Genomic DNA, 23,344 nt, shown 5'->3' with positions numbered 1-23,344 from the left:
GGATATAAATGGAGAAAGTTTTAGAAGTAAAGGATTTGAATATTTCTTTTCATACGTTTTCGGGTGAAGTTAAAGCTATCCGCGGCGTAAGTTTTGATTTATATAATGGAGAAACGTTAGCCATTGTAGGTGAGTCAGGTTCCGGAAAATCTGTAACCACCAAATCAATCATGCGTTTACTTCCTGAACACAATTCAGAAATTAAAAACGGCCAAATTCTTTTTGAAGGCAAGGATTTAACCAAGTTAAAAGATAAAGAGATGCAAAAAATTCGCGGAAAAGATATCTCAATGATTTTCCAAGATCCAATGACTTCGTTAAATCCGACGATGAAAATTGGTAACCAAATCATGGAGCCGCTTATTAAACATCAAAATATGAGCAGACATGCTGCAAGAGAAAGAGCGATCGATCTTTTAAAACTTGTTGGTATTCCCAAACCTGAAATTCGTGTTGACCAATATCCACACCAATTCTCAGGCGGGATGAGACAAAGGGTTGTTATAGCCATTGCATTAGCATGTAACCCTAAGATTCTAATCGCTGATGAACCTACAACTGCACTTGATGTAACTATCCAAGCGCAAATCTTAGAATTAATGAAGGATCTACAAAAGAAAATTGATACTTCCATTATCTTTATTACACATGATCTAGGTGTAGTGGCAAATGTCGCCGACCGTGTGGCAGTTATGTATGGTGGTAAAATAGTTGAAATTGGTACAGCGGATGAAATTTTTTATAATCCGCAGCATCCTTATACATGGGGACTTATTAGTTCAATGCCGGATATGGATACAGACGATGAGGAATTATTTTCAATTTCAGGTACTCCACCGGATTTATTGGACCCTCCAAAAGGTGATGCGTTTGCACCACGTAACCCATATGTGATGAAAATTGACTTGGAGCAGGAACCTCCATTCTTTAAAGTTTCAGATACACACTATGCAGCTACATGGTTATTACATCCAGATGCACCAAAGGTAGAGCCGCCTGAAGCGGTTAAGAGACGTCAGAGTCAATATGTAGGTACAGTTGGAGCAGGTAAATTCCCTGGGAAAAAGGGGGAGAAATAGATGGCACAAAGTGAGAAATTACTTGAAATTAAAAATTTACAGCAATATTTCAATCCTGGAAAACCAAATGAAGTAAGGGCTGTTGATAATGTCAGCTTTGATATATACAAAGGTGAGGTAATGGGCCTTGTTGGTGAGTCAGGCTGCGGAAAATCCACTACTGGTCGAACTATTATTCGATTATATGATGCTACAGGTGGAGAAGTGTTATACGATGGTGTAAATGTCCATGGGAAAAAATCTAAAAAGCAATTAAAAGAATTTAACCGAAAAATGCAAATGATCTTCCAAGACCCATATGCTTCATTAAACCCAAGGTTAAAAATTGCAGATGTAATTGCCGAGGGGATTGATATTCATGGATTGGCAAAAAACAAGGAAGATCGGATGAACCGTGTTTATGAACTACTGGAAACAGTTGGTTTAAACAGAGAACACGCGAACCGTTATCCCCATGAATTTAGTGGCGGGCAGCGTCAGCGGATTGGAATTGCTCGAGCGCTAGCAGTTGAGCCTGAATTTATTATTGCTGATGAACCAATCTCTGCATTAGATGTATCGATTCAAGCACAGGTTGTTAACTTAATGAAAAAGCTTCAAAAAGAAAAAGGGTTAACATATCTGTTTATTGCGCATGATTTATCCATGGTTAAATATATTAGTGATCGGATCGGTGTTATGTATTTCGGTAAGATGGTAGAGCTTGCACCTGCAGATGAGCTTTATAAGAATCCTCTTCACCCTTATACGCAGTCACTATTATCTGCTATTCCAGCTCCAGATCCAATTAGTGAGCGGACTAGAAAACGAAAAACCTATGACCCAGCAAGCCACAATTATGCTGACAATGAGGTTATTGAATTTAGGGAAGTCACGCCTGGTCACTTTGTCCTTTGTTCAGAAAAAGAATTTAAACAATATCAAGCTAATTCTAAGAAATAAGAAAAAACGATCTCGATTTATAATTGAGATCGTTTTTTTAGTATCTAATTCTTTTTACCTCCGACTGCTTTCCAGCCAGTTTGGTATTTTGCACTTTCACTGGTAAATTGAGTTCTTTTCTTACCGCCAAAGATTTTTTCTCCTATGCCGTTGGTTATTACTCCCATAAAAGCAGTAATACCTATAATTAGTATGGCAACCATTGTTAAATCTGTTATGTATGCTCCCATTATAAACCCTCCAGTTGTGAGTGATGAAAGAAAGTTTTAACTTATATTTTTGCCCTTACCTATATTTTAAAAGAACTTACATTTTAATGAAAGTAAAAAAAAGAGAAAGTTATTTTAAAATGAATACGTTTTCACTAAATGGCGTTTAATTGAGAATGGATGTTAAGAATAAATTAAGAAATGACTAATACAATGAAGGCAGTAAAAGGAATCATTCTTTTATATTCTAAAATACCCACAGAGAATACATGCTGATTACGAACATTTTACTATTGAAAGTAATATTTATTATAATTTGCATGCACTATAATAAAAAATATGAAACTTTTTAGGAGAATATTCGTCTAATATAATGAAAATCTAATGAATTGGAAGAGCTCCTTGTCGATATTATTTTTTAAAAAGGGATACCTTTTTTTAAAACAGTGGTGTATAATTTATGATAGAAATTACTTATTTATAATTATTTTAATTACGAAAAGGGTTTCTTCCACAATAAAATTGGGTACATGACTATATAAGAAATTACAAGTATGTAAATTAAAGAGGAGTGTGAAGAACGGATGGTAACACTATACACTTCACCAAGTTGTACATCATGTAGAAAAGCAAAATCATGGTTAGAAGAGCATGAAATTCCATACAAAGAAAGAAATATTTTCTCTGAGCCACTATCAATGGACGAGATTAAAGAAATTCTAAGAATGACAGAAGATGGTACTGATGAAATCATCTCAACTCGCTCAAAAACATTTCAAAAATTAGATGTAAATTTAGATGCAATGCCGCTGCAAGATTTATTTAAATTAATTAAAGAAAATCCAGGTTTATTGCGCCGACCAATTATTATTGATGAGAAACGTTTACAAGTTGGTTATAATGAAGATGAAATTAGACGCTTTTTGCCTAGAAGAGTTAGAACTTTTCAATTGCGTGAAGCGCAGAAAATGGTTAACTAAATACTAAGACCTTCTCTAGGAAGGTCTTTTTTTGTCATACGCATTAAATTTGTAAATTATTACTCATTTTGCTATTATAAAAGGAATATCTTATATTAATCATTAGGCTAACTAACGGTTTTTAAGATTTTATTGTTTTTTATTTCCCATCTAAGTACTTTTGTCATAAAATGAAAGTACAAGAGTATTTCCTTTTTTAGATGTAAATCATAATAGTATTATCTGCTTGGGGGTATTTAGTCCCTTCAATATGGAAACGGAAGGGAGAGGTTATGTTGGAGATTGAACGAATTGACGAATATACTGTGAAATTCTACATTTCCTATGGTGATATTGAGGAGAGAGGCTTTGATCGCGAAGAAATTTGGTACAATCGGGAACGCAGTGAGGAACTCTTTTGGGAAATGATGGATGAAGTTCATGGTGAGGAGGATTTTGTCGTTGAAGGCCCACTATGGATTCAAGTCCAAGCACTTGATAAAGGGTTAGAGGTTCTTGTTACAAAGGCCCAACTTTCAAAAGACGGACAAAAGTTTGAGCTCCCTATCCCTAATGACAAAATAAAGGACATTCCCGTTGATGATAAAATAGAAGAGTTGCTTGATCAACATTTTACACCTCATCATTCAGATGAAGATGAATTAATGCTTGAGGAAGATACTTTGGAATTCCTTCTTGCCTTTAAGGATTTTGAGGATATTATTAGTTTATCGAATCGAGAAGGTTTAGATAATTTAGATACAAAGCTTTATCACTTTGAAGGAAAGTATTATTTATATACTGAATTTCCAGAAGATTTATATGAAGAAGATGAAATTGATGATATTCTCAGTGTCCTACTGGAATACGGCTATGAAACACAGTTGACGATTCATCGAATTCAAGAATATGGAAAAGAGATTATTCCAAAGAATGTTTTCACGGAATTACGTAAATATTTTAGCTAATAATTATACCGATTTCACATTTGAAATCGGTCTTTTTATCTTATGTTACAATTGATTGTTTGGCAGGTGAGTACACTGAAAAACACGGTAAGGGTGTTATTATTTTTAGCAGTTTTATCCGGACTATTGTTTTTCTTTAAAGATCAATTGGAAAGCGGCATTTTCGGATTTTTGAGTGTTTTAATTAGTTTGTCTGTCATTTTTATCGGGTTTGTCATTTTCCTTGAAAATCGTCACCCTACACAGACTATTACCTGGTTAGTGGTATTAGGCAGTTTTCCGCTTATTGGATTTATTTTTTATCTTTTATTTGGGCGTAATTATCGGAAGGAAAGGATGTTCAGAAAAAAGTACTTTCTTGATAAGCAGGCATTTTTAACAGTGGAAGGTGAGGATGATCCAAGAAGCCAGGAGAAGTTGAGTTTAATGGGCCAGCATCAGGGAAAACTATTTCACTTGGCTCAAAAACTAGGGAATAGTCCTATTTCCTTTGATACCTCTACAAAGGTTTTAACCAATGGAGATGAAACTTTTCACCATATTGTGGAACAATTAAAAAGGGCAAGACATCACATACACTTAGAATACTATATTGTCCGCCATGATCGGATTGGTCAGGAAATTAAAGAAATATTAATTCAAAAAGCAAGTGAAGGAGTAAGGATTCGGTTTCTTTATGATGCCGTTGGCTCCTGGCAGCTTTCTAAAAGTTATATTAATGATTTAAGGAATGCAGGTATCGAAGCCGTTACGTTTGGGCCAGTAAGACTTCCTTTTTTGAATAACAAATTTAACTTTCGTAATCACAGGAAAATTATTGTTATTGATGGGACGATTGGCTTTGTTGGCGGTTTGAACATTGGTGATGAATATTTAGGCCGTAATAAAGAAATCGGCTTTTGGCGAGATACGCATTTAATGCTTAAAGGTGAAGCCGTTCGAACATTACAGCTAATCTTTTTGCAGGATTGGTATTACATGACCAATCATAGTTTTTTAACAGCGGAGTATCTTTCTCCGCAAATAGATAACATACGGCATGGTGGTGTACAGCTAATTGCTGGAGGCCCTGATAATGAATGGAGCGTTATTAAAAATATCTTTTTCTCTATGATTGCATCCGCTGAAAAATCTGTTTGGATTGCTTCCCCCTATTTTATCCCGGATGAAGATATATTCTCTGCGATCAAAGTGGCTGCACTAAGTGGGATTGATGTGAGATTGCTTGTGCCAAACAAACCTGATAAACGAATCGTTTTTCATGCATCAAGATCGTATTTTCCGGAACTGCTTGAAGCAGGTGTGAAGGTGTATGAATATCAACGTGGATTTATGCACAGTAAAATTGTTATTGTTGATAACGAATTAGCTTCAATTGGGACTTCAAATATGGATATGAGGAGTTTCCACTTAAATTTTGAAGTAAATGCGTTTTTGTACCGAACAAATAGTACTCAAAAGTTAGTTGATGAGTACATCAATGATTTAAAATATGCAAGACAACTTGATTTGGATACCTTCCAACAAAGGCATATTGGATTTAGAATTTTAGAATCAACTGCTAGATTATTATCACCACTGCTTTAATAGCAATAATGTAGAAACTCGTCAGAAAAAGGCGGGTTTTCTTTTTTTAAAAAAGGGATATGGTAGATGTGAGTCGAATTAATATATGTAAAAGGAGGGGAGCAAATTGTTAACCGCAATAACTAAAACAGGTAAAAAGATTTGCCTTGGTTACGATTATAGTAAAGAAACCCTTTTGTTATTACGTAATAAGGAAGAATTTGTTTGTCCAGTCTGTAAGGAAAAAGTGGTGTTAAAATTAGGTGATCAAAGAATTTTCCATTTTGCCCATCATCAGGGCAGCCAATGCGGTGAAATTTACGAGAATGAAACCTATGAACATCTAGAAGGAAAACGCCAGCTTTTTCAATGGCTTATTAAACAAGAGATATCTTCCATTTTAGAGTTTTATGACCCTACTATTCAGCAACGCCCCGACATTATGTTTCAATATAAAGGTCAAAGGTATGCGTTAGAGTATCAGTGTTCATTATTACCAGATAAGATTTTTAGTAAAAGAACCAGTGTCTATCTTGAGAATAGTTACATTCCCTTATGGGTAATGTCTAGTAAACACCTTCATCAAAAACGGAAAGATCTTATCTCTTTGTCAAACTTTCAATATTCATTTTTAAGAAGTTCACCAGCTGGGAGACTATATATACCCGCTTATTGCTCCGAAAATCGTCACTTTCAAATAGTAGATTCGATTACCTCCTTTTCCATCAAAAATTCGTTTGTACATTTATCTTCATTTCCACTTCAAACCATTCAACTAGATTCCATTCTTGATCCTATGAAAAACCATCCCCCTTCCCTAAATAGTTGGAATAAAGAGATGGATAAATTTATTTTTAATTGGGCACTTCATCCGCATACCCAGCATAAGTTATTTTTCCAAGAAGTCTATAATCGAGGATTAAACCTCTTTCTTCTGCCTCCTGAAATTGGCCTCCCTGTCGAACATTCCGTCCTTATTCAAACCCCTCCTTTTATATGGCAAACCTATTTATTTCTTGATGTTTTAGCTAAAAAGACTCCTTTTGATTTAATCACGATAAAGGAAGTTAATGATTCATTACAAAAGCGGATTCAAAATAAGCAGATCATCCTTCGAAACCTTCCACAACTGAAGAATATACAACCTATAACAGCTTTATTGGAGTATCTACAGCTTCTTATTAAGTTAGACATCCTAACTAGGAAAAGTGATAGGGGCTTTATACTGCAGAAACCCATCAAAATCCCAAGGTCTAATAGTGAAAGGGAAGAAGATAAGAAGAATTTCTTAACTCAGCATCGTTGTACCTTATTAAAGTGATAGAAGGGGGAATTTAATACTAATAATCAACATATGGGTATAATATAGGAGGAGGTTTTTAAAGGAAATGAGCCAAAAAGGGAGAATAAATTAATAGTAAGTTTTTCCAAGTGAAATGAATGGAGGATGAATGATGGCAAATGAAACAAAAGTAAAGCAGCTGCCGGCAAGAAGCGAAATTTCTGTTGAAGACACATGGAAATTAGAAGATATCTTTGCAAGTGATCAAGAGTGGGAAAAAGAATTTCAAGAGGTTAAAAATCAAATTTCTGGTATAAAAGAATACGAAGGAAAATTAGGAGAAAGTGCTGAGACTCTTTATAAAGCACTTCAGTTTCAGGACCATTTATTAGAAAGAATCGGCAAGCTCTATACATATTCACATATGCGCTATGACCAAGATACGACCAACTCTTTTTACCAGGGCTTAGACGATAGAATGAAGAACCTTTATTCCCAAGCTGCGAGTCAACTGGCATTTATTGTTCCGGAAATATTATCAATTGATGAGGGAAAAGTAAATAGTTTTTTAAATGAGAAACCAGAACTAAAATTATATGAACATGCACTGGAAGAAATTAATTTACAAAGACCGCATGTACTTAGTGCGGAGCAGGAAGCATTACTTGCTGAAGCGAGTGAAGTAATGGATGCTTCGAGTAATACATTTGGTATGCTCAATAATGCAGACTTAGAGTTCCCTACCATTAAAGATGAAAACGGGGAAGAGGTGGAAGTGACGCATGGACGTTACAGCCGCTTTTTAGAAAGTGCTGACCAACGTGTCAGACGAGACGCTTTTAAGGCTGTATACAAGACATATGGGGCTTTTAAAAATACCTTTGCGAGTACTTTAAGCGGCAATGTTAAAAAGGATAATTTTAATGCGAGAATTCGTAAGTATGACTCTGCTAGACATGCCGCACTTTCAGCGAACAACATTCCAGAAAGTGTTTATGATAATTTAGTCAACACCGTTACGGAGAATCTTCACTTGCTGCATCGCTATGTAAAGCTTCGGAAGAAGGTACTCGGACTTGAAGAACTTCATATGTATGATCTATATACACCTTTAGTGAAAGATGTAAAGATGGAAATCAAGTATGAGGATGCAAAGGATTTGGTTATAAAGGGTCTTGCGCCGTTAGGGGAAGAATATTCGAACATTCTACAAGAAGGCTTCGAAAACCGCTGGGTGGATGTCCACGAGAATAAAGGAAAACGCAGTGGTGCCTATTCATCGGGGGCATTTGGTACGCATCCATATATCTTGATGAACTGGCAGGATAATGTAAATAATTTATTTACACTTGCTCATGAATTTGGCCACTCTGTGCATAGTTACTATACACGTAAAAATCAGCCGTACCCATATGGCAATTACTCGATATTTGTGGCGGAAGTTGCATCAACCTGTAATGAGGCACTTCTCAATGACTATTTATTAAAGACAATTGATGATGAGCAAAAGAGAATTTACCTATTGAATCATTATTTAGAAGGCTTTAGGGGAACTGTATTCCGCCAAACTATGTTCGCTGAATTTGAACATTTAATCCATCAAAAAGCTCAAAATAACGAGGCACTGACGGCTGATTCTTTAACTGATGCTTATTATGCATTAAACAAGAAGTATTATGGCGAAGAAGATATTGTCCTTGATGAAGAAATCGGTCTAGAATGGGCAAGAATCCCTCATTTTTATTACAACTATTATGTCTATCAATATGCAACCGGATTTAGTGCTGCAACCGCATTAAGCAAGCAGATTCTCGAAGAAGGAGAAACAGCTGTGAAGCGTTATATTGAAGAATTCCTTAGTGCAGGAAGCTCAGACTATCCAATAGAAGTACTGAAAAAAGCAGGGGTAGATATGACAAGTGCTGCTCCAATCAAGGATGCATGTAAAGTATTTGAAGAAAAATTAAATGAACTAGAAAAGCTGTTATCTTAAGGCTATTTTCGCATAAATTGTTGTTTTTCGTAAAAGTTCATCGACCCGTATAACTATATGCTTCGTGGCATCTTTTCGTAAGAACTTTTGCGAAAATTGCCCTGAAACATAGTAAAAGGTCTCTTACCATGGTTCAAAAGCAACAAAGTTTACGAAAAGAGCCTCTTAAAATGAAAAGGATGGAGCCTTAGGCTTCATCCTTTTAAAAACCTTTGAAACGTCTGCGGTCATTCAAATAAATAGCTAAGATGAGTATAGATATAAACAAAATGGGGGCACTCAACAGCATTGGGAAAATGTTCATCAATGCTAGAAGGTTAAGAAAAAAGGCAATAAGAATAAAAAGACACATGAGAATATAAGGTAATTTAATCAAAGTAGATTCCACCTTTTGATTTATTATTAGAAGTCTATTGTCCATTTGGTGGATTTATTACTTTATGACAATATTGTGAAAAAAAACACAAACTTATTGTCAATTGCTTATTTCGCATGATATATTTTATACGTGAAGTTGATCACAACAAACATATACCCCTTTGTTTGACCGTGAAAAATTTCTCCCATCCCCTTTGTTCGTATTAATAGAAAAATGCCTTACAGCTCCGGAGCTGTAAGGCATTTTCATTTTATCCGTTAATTTCTTGGTATTGAAGTAGAGAAATGTCAATCGACATTAATGACATTTCTCTATTCATCAATATATCTCCAAAAAGTACCGTACTTTGCAGGTATCTGCTCGACTACTTGCTTCAACAAAAGCTTTTTCATTTCCCGTTCAATTTGTGAAATTGACATATTATAAACAACAGCAATCTCTTTGGAAGCGACAAATTTAAAAAACTTTAGAAATGATTCCAATGGAGGCGGTGATGATTTTTCAGGTCTCTCAGAGAGCATTTCTTCAAGTATTTGTTCATATACTTCGTACGGATAGGAACCGGCAATTTTAATCCCTTCATCTTCAATATTTTCATTAAAAAATACTAGGGTAGGGATTTCATTTACATCCATTTCTGAAGTTATCTTTAAATCACATTGAAAGGCTTTTGCAGCACTGTCGGAATGTATATCTTTCATGAATTCTCCTACATCTAATCCGCAACTATTGGCGCAATCCTTTAAAACTTCAAAATTTGAGGGATTCTGTTTTTCTAAAAATAACATTTCCTGAATTCTGCGAAAAAAACGTAAGCCCGCTCTTCTTCCTTGTAATTCCGCAGCTTTAATCGCTATGGAGACCATATAAGGATTGTCAATCGGATTTTCTAACCAAAGGCTGCCATCACATGACATTCCCGACCTGCTTGCTGTTTTTTCCCAAACTTGAGCGATATTCTCATAGTTCTTTTTTTTACTTAAATTTAAGTTAGCTAACCGTCCACTTAATACATGTTTAATGGAAAAGTATCTGCCATACTCAACATGCAGTTTTTTTAGGATTGGCTCAAGTGCCCAACACTCAGGGCATAATGGATCAATAAACATATATATTTCGATAGGTTTTTTATCATTGCCGTTAGATCGTTTCTTGGGAACAGGTGATGAAGGATTATTCACGATTTTCACCCGGTATCTCACCGACGTCTGGCGTATTTATCATATGTTGGGCTGTAAGATATAGCCGTGCGTAAAATTCTTCCCTTATCAGCCCTTCTAATCCAATAATATCCATTGCTTGGTTCATACAAGATAACCAAGCCCTTGCACGAGTAGGTGTAACGGGAAATGGTAAATGACGTGCACGCATCATTGGATGACCATGTTCTTGTGTATACAGAGGAGGACCTCCTAAATATTGAGTCAAAAATTGCTTTTGTTTTCGGGCAATTTCTGAGAATTGATTTGGAAATATGGGTGCAAGGTCAGGATGTTGTGCAACAAGGCTATAGAAAGTGTCGACAAGACGGTACAGCTTTTCTTCACCAATCTCTTCAAATGGTGTAAGCTTTTTCTCATTCATGTTGACAACTCCTTTCATCTATATTGTATTCATATTTTAACAATGCCATTTTCATATCTCAAATGAATTGCCTTGAAAGGACTGATTTTTAAGTTAGATACAATTATTATGTATGGCAAAGTTTACTTTAGAAAGTTTTACTCTGCCTATATTTTTGATTATAGAAGCGGTGAACTTTATTTTCTGTTCTTCGTTCTGGAATCCCAAATTGTTCAAGTAATGTTTGAAAGTTTTTAAGTCCCTCTTGATAGTTTACTACTTCATATTCCATTTCATAATCTTCTTTTTGAAGATAGAGACTGTGATCCAACACTAGTATCCCATCTTTATAAGGAAACTCTACTCGATTGGTAATTAGAGATCCGAAGTATTCAATGCTGGCAAAAGGGATATGGATTTGTTCGATTAATTGTTTAATTTGGCCATTAGGCAGTCTGCCTTTATTAGTTGCTTCAGATGCTTCCTCGCTAGTTAACACTTGATTCGTCTCCAACAGTCCGATTTCTCTTGGCTGTTTGAGGGTCATCATATAGTTCATTCCTATTTTTCGAATTCTTAGTGCACTCTTGGCCTTTTTTAATGCAAAAGCAGGTGTATCAAAGTAAAAGTTCTCCTGAGTAATGATTTGATTTTCTACAATGTTAAATTCCGATAAAATTCTTTCATATTCTGCTTTTGTGAGCATGTTTTTAAACTCAATTTCAATATTTTGTGTCATATTAAATCTCCCTTTACAACTAATGATGATTTAATCATACCTACGAGCTTTAGATGCTGTCTAGTTTCTGATAATGGGCTTACTTTTAAAAATGCAATCCTTGGGAGAAATGGTCTGATTATGCTAAAATAGGAAGGTGAAAGATGGAGGTTTAATAATGAAGAAGAAAATAATAATTGAAACAGCAATCATGAACGATAATAAATTAATTTTTGAAACTGATGATTCCATTAAAGGATTAATGCCAAGAGAACAAATTCTTGTTGATTCAGACAATAGTGCATTTGTTTATCTAATGGAGGACCAGGATGACTATACATATATTGTTTTACCAGAAAATCTCTGGTCCTATTTAAAAGCTGCACTTGATCAAAAACTACCTGTACTAATTAAAACGAATCTGGAACAAATCGAACTTATAAACTTTCACGATGAATTAGAATATGTGCTAAGCAATATTAAAGGCAACAGTAATTATGGTGATGAATTTGTAAGCAAAGTAGAGGGATTTTTCTTATCTGTTTAGTATAAGCTGAAAAAATTTTTCTCCTTTCTAAACAATAAAGTTCTTCGAGGTGGAATCATGAAGCATTGGGAACAATTTTTAGCCCCATATAAACAGGCAGTTTCGGAATTGAAGGTTAAATTAAAAGGAATGAGGGGGCAGTATGAGCTAGATTCTACTCATTCACCGATTGAATTTGTAACAGGCAGGGTAAAACCAATTGCAAGTATACTTGATAAGGCAAACCAAAAAGGGATTCCGCTTGAAAGACTAGAAGAGGAAATGCAGGATATCGCAGGTATGCGGATTATGTGTCAGTTTGTCGATGATATCCATACCGTGGTAAATTTATTAAGAATTCGTAACGATTTTGAAATTGTTGAAGAAAGAGATTATATTTCTCACGAAAAAACGAGCGGGTACCGTTCCTATCATGTGGTTATCCGATACCCAGTTCAAACCATACATGGGGAAAAGAAAATCCTCGCAGAAATTCAAATAAGAACGTTGGCCATGAATTTCTGGGCGACAATTGAACACTCGCTTAATTATAAGTATAAAGGGGTATTTCCTTCAGATATCAAAATGAGATTACAAAGAGCTGCCGAAGCCGCTTTTCGTCTTGATGAGGAAATGTCTTTAATACGCGGTGAAATCCAAGAAGCTCAAGCATTTTTTACTAGAAAAAAAGAATCAACCAAAGAAGAAAAAAAATAACAAGAAGTCCGCCTTTGAAAGTTCATTTGTAAGGAGAAAATAAAATGAAATTTGCGATTACTTCAAAAGGAGATCAAAAGTCCAATATATTAATGCATAAAATGAGGACCTATCTACTCGATTTTGATCTCATTTATGATGAAGACCAACCTGATATTGTTGTTTCCATAGGAGGAGACGGAACACTTCTCTATGCGTTCCACCGTTATAGCAGCCGGCTTAGTAAAACAGCTTTTGTCGGAATTCATACGGGGCACCTGGGATTTTATGCAGACTGGATTCCAGATGAAATTGAAAAATTGGTGATTGCGATTGCGAAGACTCCATTCCAGGTTGTAGAGTATCCGCTTCTTGAGGTTATTATCCGTTACACGCATGCTGGAAAAGAGTCCCGCTATTTAGCGCTTAATGAATCAACTGTTAAAAGTGTTGAGGGAACACTTGTTATGGATGTAGAAATACGAGGGCAGCATTTTGAAAGATTCCGTGGTGATGGACTGTGTATATCAACTCCATCAGGAAGTACCGCATATAATAAAGCTCTTGGCGGTGCCATAATACATCCGTCTATTTCAGCCATACAAGTGGCTGAAATGGCATCGATTAATAACAGGGTATTTCGAACTGTGGGTTCACCGCTAATCCTTCCGTCACATCATACCTGTATGTTAAAACCTGTAAAAAAATCTGATTTTCAGGTTACTATTGATCATTTGACACTGCTTCATAAGGATGTAAAATCGATTCAATATAGGGTACCGGAAGAAAAAATTCGGTTTGCCCGCTTTAGACCGTTTCCTTTCTGGAAAAGGGTCCATGATTCATTTATCTCTGATTAGGCCGGAGGATTTTTTAAATGCCAGCACGTTTTAAATTAAACTGGATTATTGATGAGAACAATTCAGGGTTACAAATAAAGGACTTTTTAAAAAAAGAAGAGATATCGCGAATTGCTCTAACAGATATAAAATTTAAAGGCGGCTCCATTCTTGTTAATAATGAGGAAGTTAATGTTAGGTATAAGCTGATTGCAGGCGATTCGTTGATAGTGAAGTTCCCTCCTGAAATTCCGAGTGAGGGAGTAAGAGCTGAGGAACTCCCATTAAAAATTTTATATGAAGATGAATTTTTAATGGTGGTAAACAAACCAGCGTGCATGAATACAATCCCATCTCGTGAACATCCAAATGGAAGTCTTGCCAATGCTTTGGTTGGTTATTATCAACGTAAGAGAATTCAGGCTACCTCCCATATTGTCACAAGGCTTGACCGTGACACGTCTGGGATCGTATTGATTGCCAAACATCGTCATGTTCATCATTTATTTAGTAAAATGCAGCAGCAAGGGCGGGTAAAAAGGACTTATGAGGCTTTAGCGGGCGGCGTACTAGCTAAAGAGCGAGGTACCATAATAGAACCGATTGGCCGGAAAGAAGATAGCATTATTGAAAGGGAAGTACGCTCAGATGGTCAATATGCCTGCACTCATTATCGGGTAATTAAAAGGCATTCTGCTTTTACCCATATTGAGCTCCAACTTGAAACAGGGCGGACCCATCAAATTAGAGTGCATATGTCCTTCATGGGACATCCCTTACTGGGAGATGATTTGTACGGGGGTGATCCGTCGTTAATCAAGCGGCAGGCCCTTCATTGTAAAAAGATTCAATTTCATCACCCCTTCTATAATGAGGAAATGTCTTTTTCGGCTTCATTTCCAGAAGATATGAATAACATCTTAGAGGCTGACCTGAATTGATAAGGGTCAGCCTTTTTAGTCCCTACTGAAAAATACTCTTCAATCAATCAAATTGTTTAAATTTTTCCTCAATGTATGGCATAGTAGAAGGAACAGACACTAATTCCATCTCTGGATACCGTAAAGCCGTCAGCCTATTGCCAAAAACAGCTCCTGTATCAATGTTGTACGTATTATTAATAACACGTGGTTCTTTCACCGGGGTATGACCATAGACAATACAGGCATCACCATTATAATTTTTTGCCCAATCCAGCCTAACAGGTGTTCCATCAGGATTTTTCTTACCGGTAATATCTCCATAAAGGACAAATTCCTTTACTTTTCCATGTGTTTGGCCAATATATTCCTTTTTAATTCCAGCATGGGCAATAACTAGCTTCCCATTGTCTAATACTAAATAAAGTGGTGCTTTTTCATACAACTCCATAAATTTTTTACGAATGGATTGCTGTTCTCCCTTATATAATGATTCATATTCGGCAGCCGTTGTTTCAAGACCATGTGTCACTTGGACTTTATTACCGAGAAAAAAACGGTATAGCTTATTGCAATGATTTCCTGGTGTATAATGGGCCTTTTTGTGATTGACGAGTTCCCAGACAGCTTCAATGACCCTAAGTGAATTGGGGCCTCTGTCGGTTAAATCACCAACAAAGCCGAGTGTCCTATTTTCCAAATGGACTGGTACACCAGTCTCCCAGCTGTAACCAAGCTTTTTAGTTAGTTCTTTAAATTCATTAAAACAACCGTGTATGTCACCGATAATATCAATTTTCATAGGAATGCCCCCTCTGTATATTCGTGTTTATTTTTAGTTTAAACGATTTCTTTTATAAGAAGGAAACTCTAGTTTAGTTTTGAAAGGTGGTATAAACAATGGAACAACATGTTTCAGTTATTTCCCTGCTTGTAGTTGTGACGACCGCATTTTTAACTCCTATTATATTGCATCGATTTAAATTAAATTTTATTCCGGTAGTAGTCGCTGAAATTATTATGGGTCTTATTATAGGAAAAAGCGGCTTAGATATAGTCCATCAGGATGCCTGGCTGTCTACCCTTTCGACTCTTGGCTTCATTTTCCTTATGTTTTTAAGCGGCCTGGAAATTGATTTTACCGCTTTTAGCGGAAGCAAAAAACGGGAAGTACCTGCGAATGGAAAAAAGGAACCTAATACCTTCATTGCGGCTACTGCCATTTTTTCTGGAATCTTTATATTTTCTTTAGGTTTGTCTTATTTATTTGTCCTTGCAGGATTTATTGACAATGCCTTTTTGATGACCTTGATTATTTCAACCATTTCCCTAGGAGTGGTGGTTCCAACCTTAAAAGAAGCTCATTTGATGACAACGGTGATTGGACAAATTATTTTACTTGTGGCAGTAATTGCGGATTTGGTCACGATGATTTTATTAGCCGTTTTTGTTTCTATTTATGAGGCTGGACATGGTAACACTTGGCTGCTCTTAATTTTATTTGGCGCGGGGGTAATCCTTTATTTTATTGGAAAGATGTTCAAAACAAGGACCTTTATAGAAACATTATCAACCGGGACTGTCCAAATTGGTACAAGGGCGGTTTTTACGCTCATTATTGTATTAGTAGGGTTGTCGGAAACCGTTGGTGCAGAGAATATTCTTGGGGCTTTTTTAGCAGGGGTTTTAGTTTCTTTACTCTCTCCGAATCAGGAGTTGGTTCATAAACTGGATTCTTTTGGCTACGGTTTTTTAATTCCAATCTTCTTTGTTATGATCGGTGTGAATCTAGATGTTTGGTCACTCTTTAGCGATAAGAAGCTGCTTTTACTTATACCGCTTTTATTGATTGGACTGTTGTTATCAAAGCTTGTTCCAGTCTATCTTTTAAAAATTTGGTATGATACTAAAACAGTAATTTCTTCCGGATTTTTGCTTACTTCTACGCTTTCCCTTGTCATTGCTGCTGCAACCATTGGTGAAAGGATGGAAGTAATTACACCACAAATGAGCGGTACTTTGATATTAGTTGCTGTTATCACGTCAATTTTTACACCGATGGTCTTTAAAAAGCTCTTTCCAATGGAGGCGGTGGCAAATAGAAAGGTTAGCGTAGCATTTTTAGGAGTAAACACGGTCACCATGTCTTTATCACAAGAGTTAAAGTCGGGACTGTATGATCCTGTTCTATATCATACGATAATGGAAAAATCGGATAAACAGATTGCTGATTCACTTTTTGAGGTTGTAGAAATACCGGATTATTCCCTTGAAACCCTTTTGAAAACGAATGTGTTTCAATCAGAGATTGTTGTCATTTTAACAGGTGATGAAAAACAAAATGCTAGTTTATCCATAGCGGCTAAGAATAAAGGTGTTTCTAGGGTGATTGCCCGAATTGAAAGTCCAGAACTAGAGCAATCCTTACGCGAACAAAATATTGAAGTATTCTCTTCCTTTATGTCAACTAAGACCTTACTTCGGGCGTTAATTGAATCGCCAACGGTGATCAATATCTTAACGAATCAAGAGACAGGATTGTATGAAATTATTATGCTGAATACACACTTTAGTGGAATGCCGTTACGTCAATTTCCTTTTACGGGTGATGTCATTTTTGTTCGTATATTTAGAGGAAAAGATTCCATTGTTCCACATGGTGATACAGAATTACAAATGGGTGACCGCTTGATTGTAACCGGGTCAAAAGAGTATGTGGATGAATTGAAAAGGGAATTGGAATTTTGTGAGATCTGTTAAAGAGTTTGGGAAAGAATAGTATCGAAACCTTTTCAATTATAGTGAATTAGTGTAAAATTAGTACCAAGTACTAATATCATGTAATTATAGTAGGAGGACTATTCCAATATGAATCTTTCTGGAAAAACATTTGTTGTTATGGGTGTAGCAAATAAACGCAGTATTGCTTGGGGAATTGCCCGTTCGCTTCACACTGCAGGGGCCAGATTAATTTTTACATATGCAGGAGAAAGAATTGAAAGCAGTGTTCGTGATTTAGCTAACTCTTTAGAGGCCGAGGGAACTTTAGTTCTGCCCTGTGATGTAACTAGTGATGAAGCGATAGCTGCCTGTTTTGCAGAGATTAAAGAAGCAGTGGGTACAATTCATGGGGTTGCACACTGTATTGCATTCGCAAAAACTGAAGATTTAAAGGGTGAATTTATCAACACATCCAGAGATGGATTCCTTCTTGCCCAAAATATCAGTTCATACTCGTTAACAGCTGTTGCTAAAGAAGCACGTCCGTTAATGACAGAAGGGGGCAGCATCGTAACCTTAACCTATCTTGGCGGTGAGCGTGCTATACCAAATTATAATGTTATGGGTGTTGCGAAAGCTTCTTTGGATGCTAGTGTCCGTTATTTAGCTTCTGACCTAGGAAAAGAAGGCATCCGTGTGAATTCTATTTCAGCAGGTCCGATTCGTACTTTATCTGCTAAGGCTATTGGTGAATTCAATTCAATTTTAAATGAGATTGAAGAAAAAGCACCATTACGCAGAACGACTACTCCAGAAGAGGTCGGTGACACTGCTCTATTCCTATTCAGTGATCTATCCCGCGGGATTACGGGTGAAAATATCCACGTTGACTCCGGTTACCATATTCTATAATAAACCAAGCCTGCTAGCTTTTTAGCAGGCTTTTTTGTTTTTCTAAATGAACCAAGATAGGCATATCTCCATATATATAACGTGTGGGATTACGTAACGAGGAGGTGAATATGCTTGTCGACGAAGAAAAGTCAGGGTCCTCTGTTATATATCCATCAAGCGTTTAATAGAGCTCCTTCTAATAATAATATGCAAGAAGTGTATACAAGTCGAAGGGAGCTGGAAATAACCGAAGAGGAGCAGCCACAGCTACAGCCCGTGGAAGAGGAAAGTGAAAAAACGATATCCCTTGATAAAAAGGAGCTTATTCTTGAAGAAGTGGTTAAGCCTGAACCCAAAGAAGTGATCCCAACTGTTAAACCTAAGGGAAATAAGAGGTCTTCACTAAAAAGGGTGAAACCATTTAAAGAGATGGACCTGTTCGAACGCTTAGACTATCTCATTAACTTTCCAAAAGTTCTTCCACCTGTACCATGCGTATTTTATACTACAGAAGGGAATATACAAGGTTATTTAACAGAATACACTGACAAACATGTAACCGTACGATTCCACGATCAAACATATAATACAATCCCATTAGAGCAATTAACTAATGTGATCATGATAGGTATTAAAACTTAAAAACCTAAAAACAAATAAAAAGCCAGCCGATTTTACGACTGGCTCATTTGTTATATGCTTATTCCAAATTTATTAATGATAGACTTGACCTGTGTTACGTTCTTAATTGCAAATTCCAAGGTTAACATCAGCGATACACTGTACTGCACAGAAGCAGCTTAGGTCAACAGTGATGCAATCTCTAGTTGCGCGGAATCTGTCAACTTGGCAAACCTTTTTAAGATCGATGCAGCATTTGTCTCCACTTGAAACAAGGTTAATTGGAGCAAATTGGCCGTTATTGTCACGATGACCAGGTACTAACACACGAAGGGTAGCACAGCAGTTATCAAATACTTCTTCTACGCGGAAGAAGATAGATACACATGCATCACATTCATCCGTTAAGAATGCATGAAATGGAGTACCATCAGCAGTACTTAGAACAAATACACGCGTATCAACTGGATCTCTCCTTGTTGGTGACACCATCGATCCTAGCGGCTCAGTGAAACAGCTGGTACACTCAGTACATTCCTCTGGCTGAATTGCATTATCTTGAATATCTTTAATCGCACGAACCACTTCGCATACGCAGTTTTCACTGCTAAAGTTGTTATTATGTTTTCCACAACCCATTAATTTTTTCCTCCTTAATCCGTGATATATCTTACAGTAATAACATATTGCAAAGTGTACTTTTGGGTAACGGACAAACGCCTTGTTTGTCAAAATTAGGCTGGTCAACTATCTAATTACTTTCAGAAAGGATATTCGCCGATATGAGCATAACCTTTTTAACTTTGCTCATTTTATCACTAGCAAGTTTTCGGCTGACGAGATTGCTTGTATTTGATAAAATTTTTGAGTTTATTCGAGAACCATTTTTTGATGAAGTAAAAGAGGAACATGATGGAGAGGTGGACGTCTATTACGTTCCAAAGAAAACAGGGATTAAAAAGTTTATAGGTGAACTGCTTAGTTGTTATTGGTGTACCGGGGTATGGGCATCTGCCTTTATTGTTGGATTTTATTATATCTGCCCAGATTTTTCTGGACTAATTATCTTAATTTTAGCTGTTGCAGGTTTGGCATCTTTGTTAGAATTATTTGTCCAATATTTTATCGAAAAATAATACTTTCGTGGAGACAAGGTTGATAATCGGCTCATATTCTAACTAGTAGTATAGTAATTAAAGGAGATGGTAGAAATGAACAATAAAAAACAAAGCAAACAAATGACACAGCCTGTAAGAAAAGCTACTACTACTAAGAAGAATAAAGGCTGCGGCTGTGGAAAAAAAACAACAAAGTAACGAAAAAAAACTGCTGGAAAATCTGGCAGTTTTTTTCATTAGGTTCAAAAAGTTATTCAGTCATAATTTTGCTATATATCGAAAAAACTAATATAGGATTCAAACACTTAACGGGACAAGGAAAGTGAGCATATGAAAGCTGCATATCAATTGATTGTATGTTTGGGTTTATTATTCTTGACGGCATGTTCGCAAAACCAGACGAATAAAGAGAGCCAAATGGCATTAATGAAAACAACAAATCCGGCCCCACTAAGTACGGAGCGAAAAAAAAATACTGATGAGGTAGAGGATATTAAAAAAGATGTAAGTTCTTTACCGGAACTGTATGACGTCGCGGTCGTAAAAGGGAAGAAAGATACTTTAGTTGCCTATAAGGTAAAGCACTTGCACCGCTTTAAAATGAAAAGTATCGAAAAGAGTATAAATAAAAAGCTGGAAGAAAAATATTCGAAGGAAAACTTTACGGTTTCTAGCGACTATAAGATCTTCCTGGAGGCCGTGAGGCTGAATGAAGGGATGAAATCCGGACGTTTATCTCACTCAAAAGCTGAAAAACGATTAAATGAAATTGTTAAGATGACAGATGATATGAAGTAAGAAAGGATGTATCAGAATGGCTAACAAGCAGAAAAAAATGACCCCTCAGCAGAAAAGCTATCAAACACTTCAACAAAAACATGAACTGAAGCGTCCAGTTCTGAAAAATTGTATCAAGGCATTTTGGGTTGGCGGTCTTATTTGCATGATTGGCCAAGCTGTTAGTTATTTTTACATATATTTCTTTAATTTTACCGAGCAGAATGTTGGGAACCCAACCGTCGCAACAATGGTTTTCTTCTCGATGATTTTAACAGGGTTAGGTGTATATGACCATATTGGCCAGTTTGCCGGTGCAGGGAGTGCAGTACCTGTGACAGGTTTCGGTAACTCAGTCATTTCTGCAGCTATCGAACATCGGACGGAAGGATTTGTCCTTGGTGTAGGAGGAAATATGTTCAAACTTGCTGGCTCAGTTATTTTATTCGGAGTATTTTCTGCTTTTGTTGTTGCACTAATTAGGACGCTACTTGTCATGTGGGGGGTTTTGTAATTGTTAAAGGGGCACCAATCATGGGTATTTGAAAATCGGCCAATGATTACTGCAACAGGTGTAACAGGGGGACCGTTTGAAGCGAACGGGAATTTGGCGAAAGATTTTGATCTATTATACGATGATTTATGGATGGGACAGGAATCCTACGAAAAAGCTCATCGTTTATTGTTAGAAGAAGCGATGAAGGTGGCTTTAGAAAAAGGGAATATTCAAAAAGAACAAGTACAGTTTTTATTTGCCGGTGATTTAATTAATCAGATTACCCCAACCAGCTTTGCTGCAAGGACCATGCAGATACCCTACTTTGGTCTTTTTGGTGCCTGCTCCACTTCCATGGAGGGCTTAGCACTATCGTCATTTGTTGTTAATCACCAAGGCGCCAACTACGTGTTAACTGGTGCATCTAGCCATAATTCTGCTGTGGAAAAGCAATTCCGTTATCCAACTGAATATGGCGGTCAGAAGCCACCGACTGCACAGTGGACGATTACAGGTGCGGGTGCCGCACTTATTGAACCGAATCAACCTGGAAAAAATCATCCGGTTACAACCTCCGCAACGATAGGAAAAGTCATTGATATGGGATTATCAGATCCATTTAATATGGGCGGGGCCATGGCTCCTGCTGCTGCAGATACCATCCTTGCACATTTTCGGGACCTGCAAATAGATCCTTCTTATTATGATTTGATTGTAACTGGAGACCTAGGAAGAATTGGTCATAATACTGCCTTTGAATTACTAAATAAAAGCGGCTTGAAATTGGAGAAAAATCAATTTCAGGATTGTGGATTAATGATGTACAAAAGTGATCAGCCTGTTCAATCAGGTGGAAGCGGAGCTGGGTGTTCTGCAACTGTTTTGTATGGCCATTTACTAAATGAAATGAAAAAGGGCACATATAAACGTATATTAGTCGCAGCAACAGGAGCGTTATTGTCCCCGCTAAGCTTTCAGCAAAAAGAATCTATTCCATGTATTGCCCATGCGGTCGCAATTGAGATGAATGGTGAAAAGAGGTGAGTCCATGCTTGCGATGTTTTTTTGGTCATTTGTTGTTGGCGGGTTAATTTGTGTTGTAGGTCAATTGTTATTTGATGTTGCTAAACTTACACCAGGTCATACAATGAGCTTGCTGGTAGTAATGGGAGCGGTATTAGATGGATTTGGTTTATATGAGCCACTAATGGATTTCGCCGGTGCTGGGGCCACGATTCCAATAACGAGTTTTGGAAATTCACTTGTTCATGGAGCGCTACAGGATGCTGACGCACACGGGATTATAGGCGTATTAACAGGAATGTTCCAAGTGACAAGTTCCGGAATTTCCGCTGCCATTATATTTGGGTTTATCGGAGCACTTATATTTAAGCCAAAAGGGTGAAATGCTCATTTTTATAGCCAATATTCCCAATAGGCTGTCATGCCTAGTACACATGATAAGGTAATTTCATATGTTATTAATGAGATTACCGAAGGTGAGGTGACAGTCAATGGGCTTCGGATATTGCGGCTATGGCTACGGCGGAGGTTATGGCTACGGTTCCACATTCGTGCTTATCGTAGTATTATTTATCCTTCTAATCATTGTTGGCGCAAGCTTCTATTAATAGACAATGATAAGGAAGGGGTGGCCTAGTCAGGCCAGCCCTTTCTGTACATATGTAAATTATTTATTAGGATCTAAGCTGTTGTACCATAAACAGGGTTTTCATTCCATTTCATCACATTTTTTCTCATCCTTCATAGAATAAAGTAGTTTATGAAGGAGCGTGAACATTTAACATGGATAATGGGTTCTTTAAGAACATTGAAAAGAAAACAGGCGTAAATATGAAAGATATTTTTGATTTAGCTAATTCCTTACAAAACGCGAATTTCAAAGATGAGAAAACAGTCCGTAATGTCATTAAGAGGGTATCGCAAATCGCCAATAAACCGGTAAGCAAAGAAATGGAAGACCAAATTGTAAAATCTATCGTTAATGATGGCAAGTCGCTTGATTTTAATACAATTGCCAATATGATGAATAAAAAATAAAAAGAGGAAAGACCAAT

The 23,344-nt window shown here is 36.7% G+C and carries 27 protein-coding genes; 21 read left to right on the top strand and 6 right to left on the bottom strand.

The features are described 5' to 3' along the window. The first annotated feature begins 8 nt into the window (after nucleotides 1-8). Together CVD27_RS17210 and CVD27_RS17205 are read left to right on the top strand one after the other, a co-directional pair. On the top strand, nucleotides 9-1,079 hold the full coding sequence (locus tag CVD27_RS17210) for an ABC transporter ATP-binding protein (RefSeq protein ID WP_101649123.1): 1,071 nt from the start codon (nucleotides 9-11) through the stop codon (nucleotides 1,077-1,079). After that, nucleotides 1,080-2,021: an ABC transporter ATP-binding protein gene (locus CVD27_RS17205; RefSeq protein WP_101649122.1), complete on the top strand. Its 942-nt coding sequence runs from the start codon at nucleotides 1,080-1,082 to the stop codon at nucleotides 2,019-2,021. A gap of 44 nt (nucleotides 2,022-2,065) precedes the next feature. On the opposite strand, the gene CVD27_RS17200 is transcribed toward CVD27_RS17205, so the two are convergent. After that, nucleotides 2,066-2,251, bottom strand: a complete 186-nt coding sequence (locus CVD27_RS17200) for a hypothetical protein (protein ID WP_101649121.1) — start codon at nucleotides 2,249-2,251, stop codon at nucleotides 2,066-2,068. A gap of 563 nt (nucleotides 2,252-2,814) precedes the next feature. On the opposite strand from CVD27_RS17200, the gene spxA reads away from it, so the two are divergent. From spxA to pepF, 5 genes are all read left to right on the top strand, one after another. Continuing rightward, nucleotides 2,815-3,210: a transcriptional regulator SpxA gene (gene spxA, locus CVD27_RS17195; RefSeq protein WP_101649120.1), complete on the top strand. Its 396-nt coding sequence runs from the start codon at nucleotides 2,815-2,817 to the stop codon at nucleotides 3,208-3,210. A gap of 275 nt (nucleotides 3,211-3,485) precedes the next feature. Next, on the top strand, nucleotides 3,486-4,157 hold the full coding sequence (gene mecA / locus CVD27_RS17190) for an adaptor protein MecA (RefSeq protein ID WP_101649270.1): 672 nt from the start codon (nucleotides 3,486-3,488) through the stop codon (nucleotides 4,155-4,157). Nucleotides 4,158-4,232: 75 nt separating this feature from the next. Continuing rightward, nucleotides 4,233-5,744 (top strand): cardiolipin synthase, encoded by a 1,512-nt coding sequence (gene cls, locus CVD27_RS17185; protein WP_101649269.1) that lies wholly within the window; start codon nucleotides 4,233-4,235, stop codon nucleotides 5,742-5,744. A gap of 106 nt (nucleotides 5,745-5,850) precedes the next feature. Then, nucleotides 5,851-7,044: a competence protein CoiA gene (locus CVD27_RS17180; protein WP_101649119.1), complete on the top strand. Its 1,194-nt coding sequence runs from the start codon at nucleotides 5,851-5,853 to the stop codon at nucleotides 7,042-7,044. A 133-nt stretch (nucleotides 7,045-7,177) separates the two neighbouring features. Further along, nucleotides 7,178-8,998: an oligoendopeptidase F gene (gene pepF / locus CVD27_RS17175; RefSeq protein WP_101649118.1), complete on the top strand. Its 1,821-nt coding sequence runs from the start codon at nucleotides 7,178-7,180 to the stop codon at nucleotides 8,996-8,998. Nucleotides 8,999-9,688: 690 nt separating this feature from the next. Here pepF and CVD27_RS17170 read toward each other — a convergent pair. From CVD27_RS17170 to CVD27_RS17160, 3 genes are all read right to left on the bottom strand, one after another. Continuing rightward, complete coding sequence (locus CVD27_RS17170; RefSeq protein ID WP_374703081.1) at nucleotides 9,689-10,567, bottom strand: ClpXP adapter SpxH family protein; 879 nt, start codon at nucleotides 10,565-10,567, stop codon at nucleotides 9,689-9,691. Beyond that, entirely contained in the window at nucleotides 10,551-10,961 is a 411-nt protein-coding gene (locus CVD27_RS17165) for a globin domain-containing protein (protein WP_101649117.1), read from the bottom strand. Before CVD27_RS17165 ends, CVD27_RS17170 begins: the two co-directional genes overlap by 17 nt. A 127-nt stretch (nucleotides 10,962-11,088) precedes the next feature. Next, nucleotides 11,089-11,679 (bottom strand): CYTH domain-containing protein, encoded by a 591-nt coding sequence (locus CVD27_RS17160; protein WP_101649116.1) that lies wholly within the window; start codon nucleotides 11,677-11,679, stop codon nucleotides 11,089-11,091. A gap of 157 nt (nucleotides 11,680-11,836) precedes the next feature. Between CVD27_RS17160 and CVD27_RS17155 the strand changes: the two genes are divergently transcribed. From CVD27_RS17155 to CVD27_RS17140, 4 genes are read left to right on the top strand one after another with little or no spacing between them, the layout of a single operon-like run. Next, complete coding sequence (locus tag CVD27_RS17155; protein WP_101649115.1) at nucleotides 11,837-12,205, top strand: UPF0738 family protein; 369 nt, start codon at nucleotides 11,837-11,839, stop codon at nucleotides 12,203-12,205. A 57-nt stretch (nucleotides 12,206-12,262) separates the two neighbouring features. After that, nucleotides 12,263-12,901, top strand: a complete 639-nt coding sequence (locus CVD27_RS17150) for a GTP pyrophosphokinase (protein ID WP_101649114.1) — start codon at nucleotides 12,263-12,265, stop codon at nucleotides 12,899-12,901. Nucleotides 12,902-12,945: 44 nt separating this feature from the next. Next, a complete protein-coding gene (locus CVD27_RS17145; RefSeq protein ID WP_101649113.1) occupies nucleotides 12,946-13,740 on the top strand; it encodes an NAD kinase in 795 nt (264 codons plus the stop codon). Between the two features lie 17 nt (nucleotides 13,741-13,757). Beyond that, nucleotides 13,758-14,660: an RluA family pseudouridine synthase gene (locus tag CVD27_RS17140; RefSeq protein WP_101649112.1), complete on the top strand. Its 903-nt coding sequence runs from the start codon at nucleotides 13,758-13,760 to the stop codon at nucleotides 14,658-14,660. Nucleotides 14,661-14,703: 43 nt separating this feature from the next. Here the strand turns inward: CVD27_RS17140 and prpE are convergent, their stop codons facing one another. Continuing rightward, a complete protein-coding gene (prpE, locus tag CVD27_RS17135) occupies nucleotides 14,704-15,441 on the bottom strand; it encodes a bis(5'-nucleosyl)-tetraphosphatase PrpE (RefSeq protein ID WP_101649111.1) in 738 nt (245 codons plus the stop codon). A 98-nt stretch (nucleotides 15,442-15,539) separates the two neighbouring features. Here prpE and CVD27_RS17130 point away from each other — a divergent pair, with 98 nt between their 5' ends. The 3 genes from CVD27_RS17130 (at nucleotide 15,540) to CVD27_RS17120 (ending at nucleotide 18,896) form a co-directional block, all read left to right on the top strand. Further along, the gene (locus CVD27_RS17130) at nucleotides 15,540-17,399 is read left to right on the top strand and encodes a monovalent cation:proton antiporter family protein (RefSeq protein ID WP_101649110.1); all 1,860 of its coding nucleotides are present in this window, start codon (nucleotides 15,540-15,542) and stop codon (nucleotides 17,397-17,399) included. Between the two features lie 108 nt (nucleotides 17,400-17,507). Further along, on the top strand, nucleotides 17,508-18,272 hold the full coding sequence (fabI, locus tag CVD27_RS17125; protein ID WP_101649109.1) for an enoyl-ACP reductase FabI: 765 nt from the start codon (nucleotides 17,508-17,510) through the stop codon (nucleotides 18,270-18,272). Nucleotides 18,273-18,386: 114 nt separating this feature from the next. Continuing rightward, entirely contained in the window at nucleotides 18,387-18,896 is a 510-nt protein-coding gene (locus tag CVD27_RS17120) for a CotO family spore coat protein (RefSeq protein WP_101649108.1), read from the top strand. Nucleotides 18,897-18,998: 102 nt separating this feature from the next. On the opposite strand, the gene CVD27_RS17115 is transcribed toward CVD27_RS17120, so the two are convergent. Continuing rightward, nucleotides 18,999-19,514: a CotY/CotZ family spore coat protein gene (locus tag CVD27_RS17115; protein ID WP_101649107.1), complete on the bottom strand. Its 516-nt coding sequence runs from the start codon at nucleotides 19,512-19,514 to the stop codon at nucleotides 18,999-19,001. A 143-nt stretch (nucleotides 19,515-19,657) separates the two neighbouring features. Between CVD27_RS17115 and CVD27_RS17110 the strand changes: the two genes are divergently transcribed. The 7 genes from CVD27_RS17110 (at nucleotide 19,658) to CVD27_RS17080 (ending at nucleotide 23,327) form a co-directional block, all read left to right on the top strand. Continuing rightward, complete coding sequence (locus tag CVD27_RS17110; protein ID WP_101649106.1) at nucleotides 19,658-20,011, top strand: DUF1360 domain-containing protein; 354 nt, start codon at nucleotides 19,658-19,660, stop codon at nucleotides 20,009-20,011. Between the two features lie 312 nt (nucleotides 20,012-20,323). Then, the gene (locus CVD27_RS17105) at nucleotides 20,324-20,791 is read left to right on the top strand and encodes a YhcN/YlaJ family sporulation lipoprotein (RefSeq protein ID WP_101649105.1); all 468 of its coding nucleotides are present in this window, start codon (nucleotides 20,324-20,326) and stop codon (nucleotides 20,789-20,791) included. A gap of 16 nt (nucleotides 20,792-20,807) precedes the next feature. Next, nucleotides 20,808-21,284 carry a stage V sporulation protein AC gene (spoVAC, locus tag CVD27_RS17100; RefSeq protein WP_101649104.1) on the top strand — a complete coding sequence of 159 codons (477 nt, stop codon included), beginning with the start codon at nucleotides 20,808-20,810 and terminating at the stop codon, nucleotides 21,282-21,284. Next, nucleotides 21,285-22,310 (top strand): stage V sporulation protein AD, encoded by a 1,026-nt coding sequence (gene spoVAD / locus CVD27_RS17095; RefSeq protein ID WP_101649103.1) that lies wholly within the window; start codon nucleotides 21,285-21,287, stop codon nucleotides 22,308-22,310. A gap of 4 nt (nucleotides 22,311-22,314) precedes the next feature. Beyond that, the gene (spoVAE, locus tag CVD27_RS17090) at nucleotides 22,315-22,671 is read left to right on the top strand and encodes a stage V sporulation protein AE (RefSeq protein WP_101649102.1); all 357 of its coding nucleotides are present in this window, start codon (nucleotides 22,315-22,317) and stop codon (nucleotides 22,669-22,671) included. 109 nt (nucleotides 22,672-22,780) lie between these two features. Beyond that, nucleotides 22,781-22,897, top strand: a complete 117-nt coding sequence (locus CVD27_RS17085; protein ID WP_101649101.1) for a YjcZ family sporulation protein — start codon at nucleotides 22,781-22,783, stop codon at nucleotides 22,895-22,897. 175 nt (nucleotides 22,898-23,072) lie between these two features. Next, nucleotides 23,073-23,327 (top strand): stage VI sporulation protein F, encoded by a 255-nt coding sequence (locus CVD27_RS17080; RefSeq protein WP_101649100.1) that lies wholly within the window; start codon nucleotides 23,073-23,075, stop codon nucleotides 23,325-23,327. The last annotated feature ends 17 nt before the right edge of the window (nucleotides 23,328-23,344 follow it).

Origin of the sequence: Neobacillus cucumis, from assembly GCF_002860255.1 — a bacterium.
Taxonomy (GTDB): domain Bacteria; phylum Bacillota; class Bacilli; order Bacillales; family Cytobacillaceae; genus Neobacillus; species Neobacillus cucumis_A.
Note: the sequence above shows the minus strand (reverse complement) of the source record. Positions and strands in the feature narration are given on the sequence as shown.

Bases quoted from the DNA above. Each gene is read 5' to 3' on its own strand.
- CVD27_RS17210 (WP_101649123.1), top strand. From the start codon at position 9: ATGGAGAAAGTTTTAGAAGTAAAGGATTTGAATATTTCTTTTCATACG.
- CVD27_RS17205 (WP_101649122.1), top strand. From the start codon at position 1,080: ATGGCACAAAGTGAGAAATTACTTGAAATTAAAAATTTACAGCAATAT.
- CVD27_RS17200 (WP_101649121.1), bottom strand. From the start codon at position 2,251: ATGGGAGCATACATAACAGATTTAACAATGGTTGCCATACTAATTATA.
- spxA (WP_101649120.1), top strand. From the start codon at position 2,815: ATGGTAACACTATACACTTCACCAAGTTGTACATCATGTAGAAAAGCA.
- pepF (WP_101649118.1), top strand. From the start codon at position 7,178: ATGGCAAATGAAACAAAAGTAAAGCAGCTGCCGGCAAGAAGCGAAATT.
- CVD27_RS17165 (WP_101649117.1), bottom strand. From the start codon at position 10,961: ATGAATGAGAAAAAGCTTACACCATTTGAAGAGATTGGTGAAGAAAAG.
- CVD27_RS17160 (WP_101649116.1), bottom strand. From the start codon at position 11,679: ATGACACAAAATATTGAAATTGAGTTTAAAAACATGCTCACAAAAGCA.
- CVD27_RS17155 (WP_101649115.1), top strand. From the start codon at position 11,837: ATGAAGAAGAAAATAATAATTGAAACAGCAATCATGAACGATAATAAA.
- CVD27_RS17150 (WP_101649114.1), top strand. From the start codon at position 12,263: ATGAAGCATTGGGAACAATTTTTAGCCCCATATAAACAGGCAGTTTCG.
- CVD27_RS17145 (WP_101649113.1), top strand. From the start codon at position 12,946: ATGAAATTTGCGATTACTTCAAAAGGAGATCAAAAGTCCAATATATTA.
- CVD27_RS17140 (WP_101649112.1), top strand. From the start codon at position 13,758: ATGCCAGCACGTTTTAAATTAAACTGGATTATTGATGAGAACAATTCA.
- prpE (WP_101649111.1), bottom strand. From the start codon at position 15,441: ATGAAAATTGATATTATCGGTGACATACACGGTTGTTTTAATGAATTT.
- CVD27_RS17130 (WP_101649110.1), top strand. From the start codon at position 15,540: ATGGAACAACATGTTTCAGTTATTTCCCTGCTTGTAGTTGTGACGACC.
- fabI (WP_101649109.1), top strand. From the start codon at position 17,508: ATGAATCTTTCTGGAAAAACATTTGTTGTTATGGGTGTAGCAAATAAA.
- CVD27_RS17115 (WP_101649107.1), bottom strand. From the start codon at position 19,514: ATGGGTTGTGGAAAACATAATAACAACTTTAGCAGTGAAAACTGCGTA.
- CVD27_RS17110 (WP_101649106.1), top strand. From the start codon at position 19,658: ATGAGCATAACCTTTTTAACTTTGCTCATTTTATCACTAGCAAGTTTT.
- CVD27_RS17105 (WP_101649105.1), top strand. From the start codon at position 20,324: ATGAAAGCTGCATATCAATTGATTGTATGTTTGGGTTTATTATTCTTG.
- spoVAC (WP_101649104.1), top strand. From the start codon at position 20,808: ATGGCTAACAAGCAGAAAAAAATGACCCCTCAGCAGAAAAGCTATCAA.
- spoVAE (WP_101649102.1), top strand. From the start codon at position 22,315: ATGCTTGCGATGTTTTTTTGGTCATTTGTTGTTGGCGGGTTAATTTGT.
- CVD27_RS17085 (WP_101649101.1), top strand. From the start codon at position 22,781: ATGGGCTTCGGATATTGCGGCTATGGCTACGGCGGAGGTTATGGCTAC.
- CVD27_RS17080 (WP_101649100.1), top strand. From the start codon at position 23,073: ATGGATAATGGGTTCTTTAAGAACATTGAAAAGAAAACAGGCGTAAAT.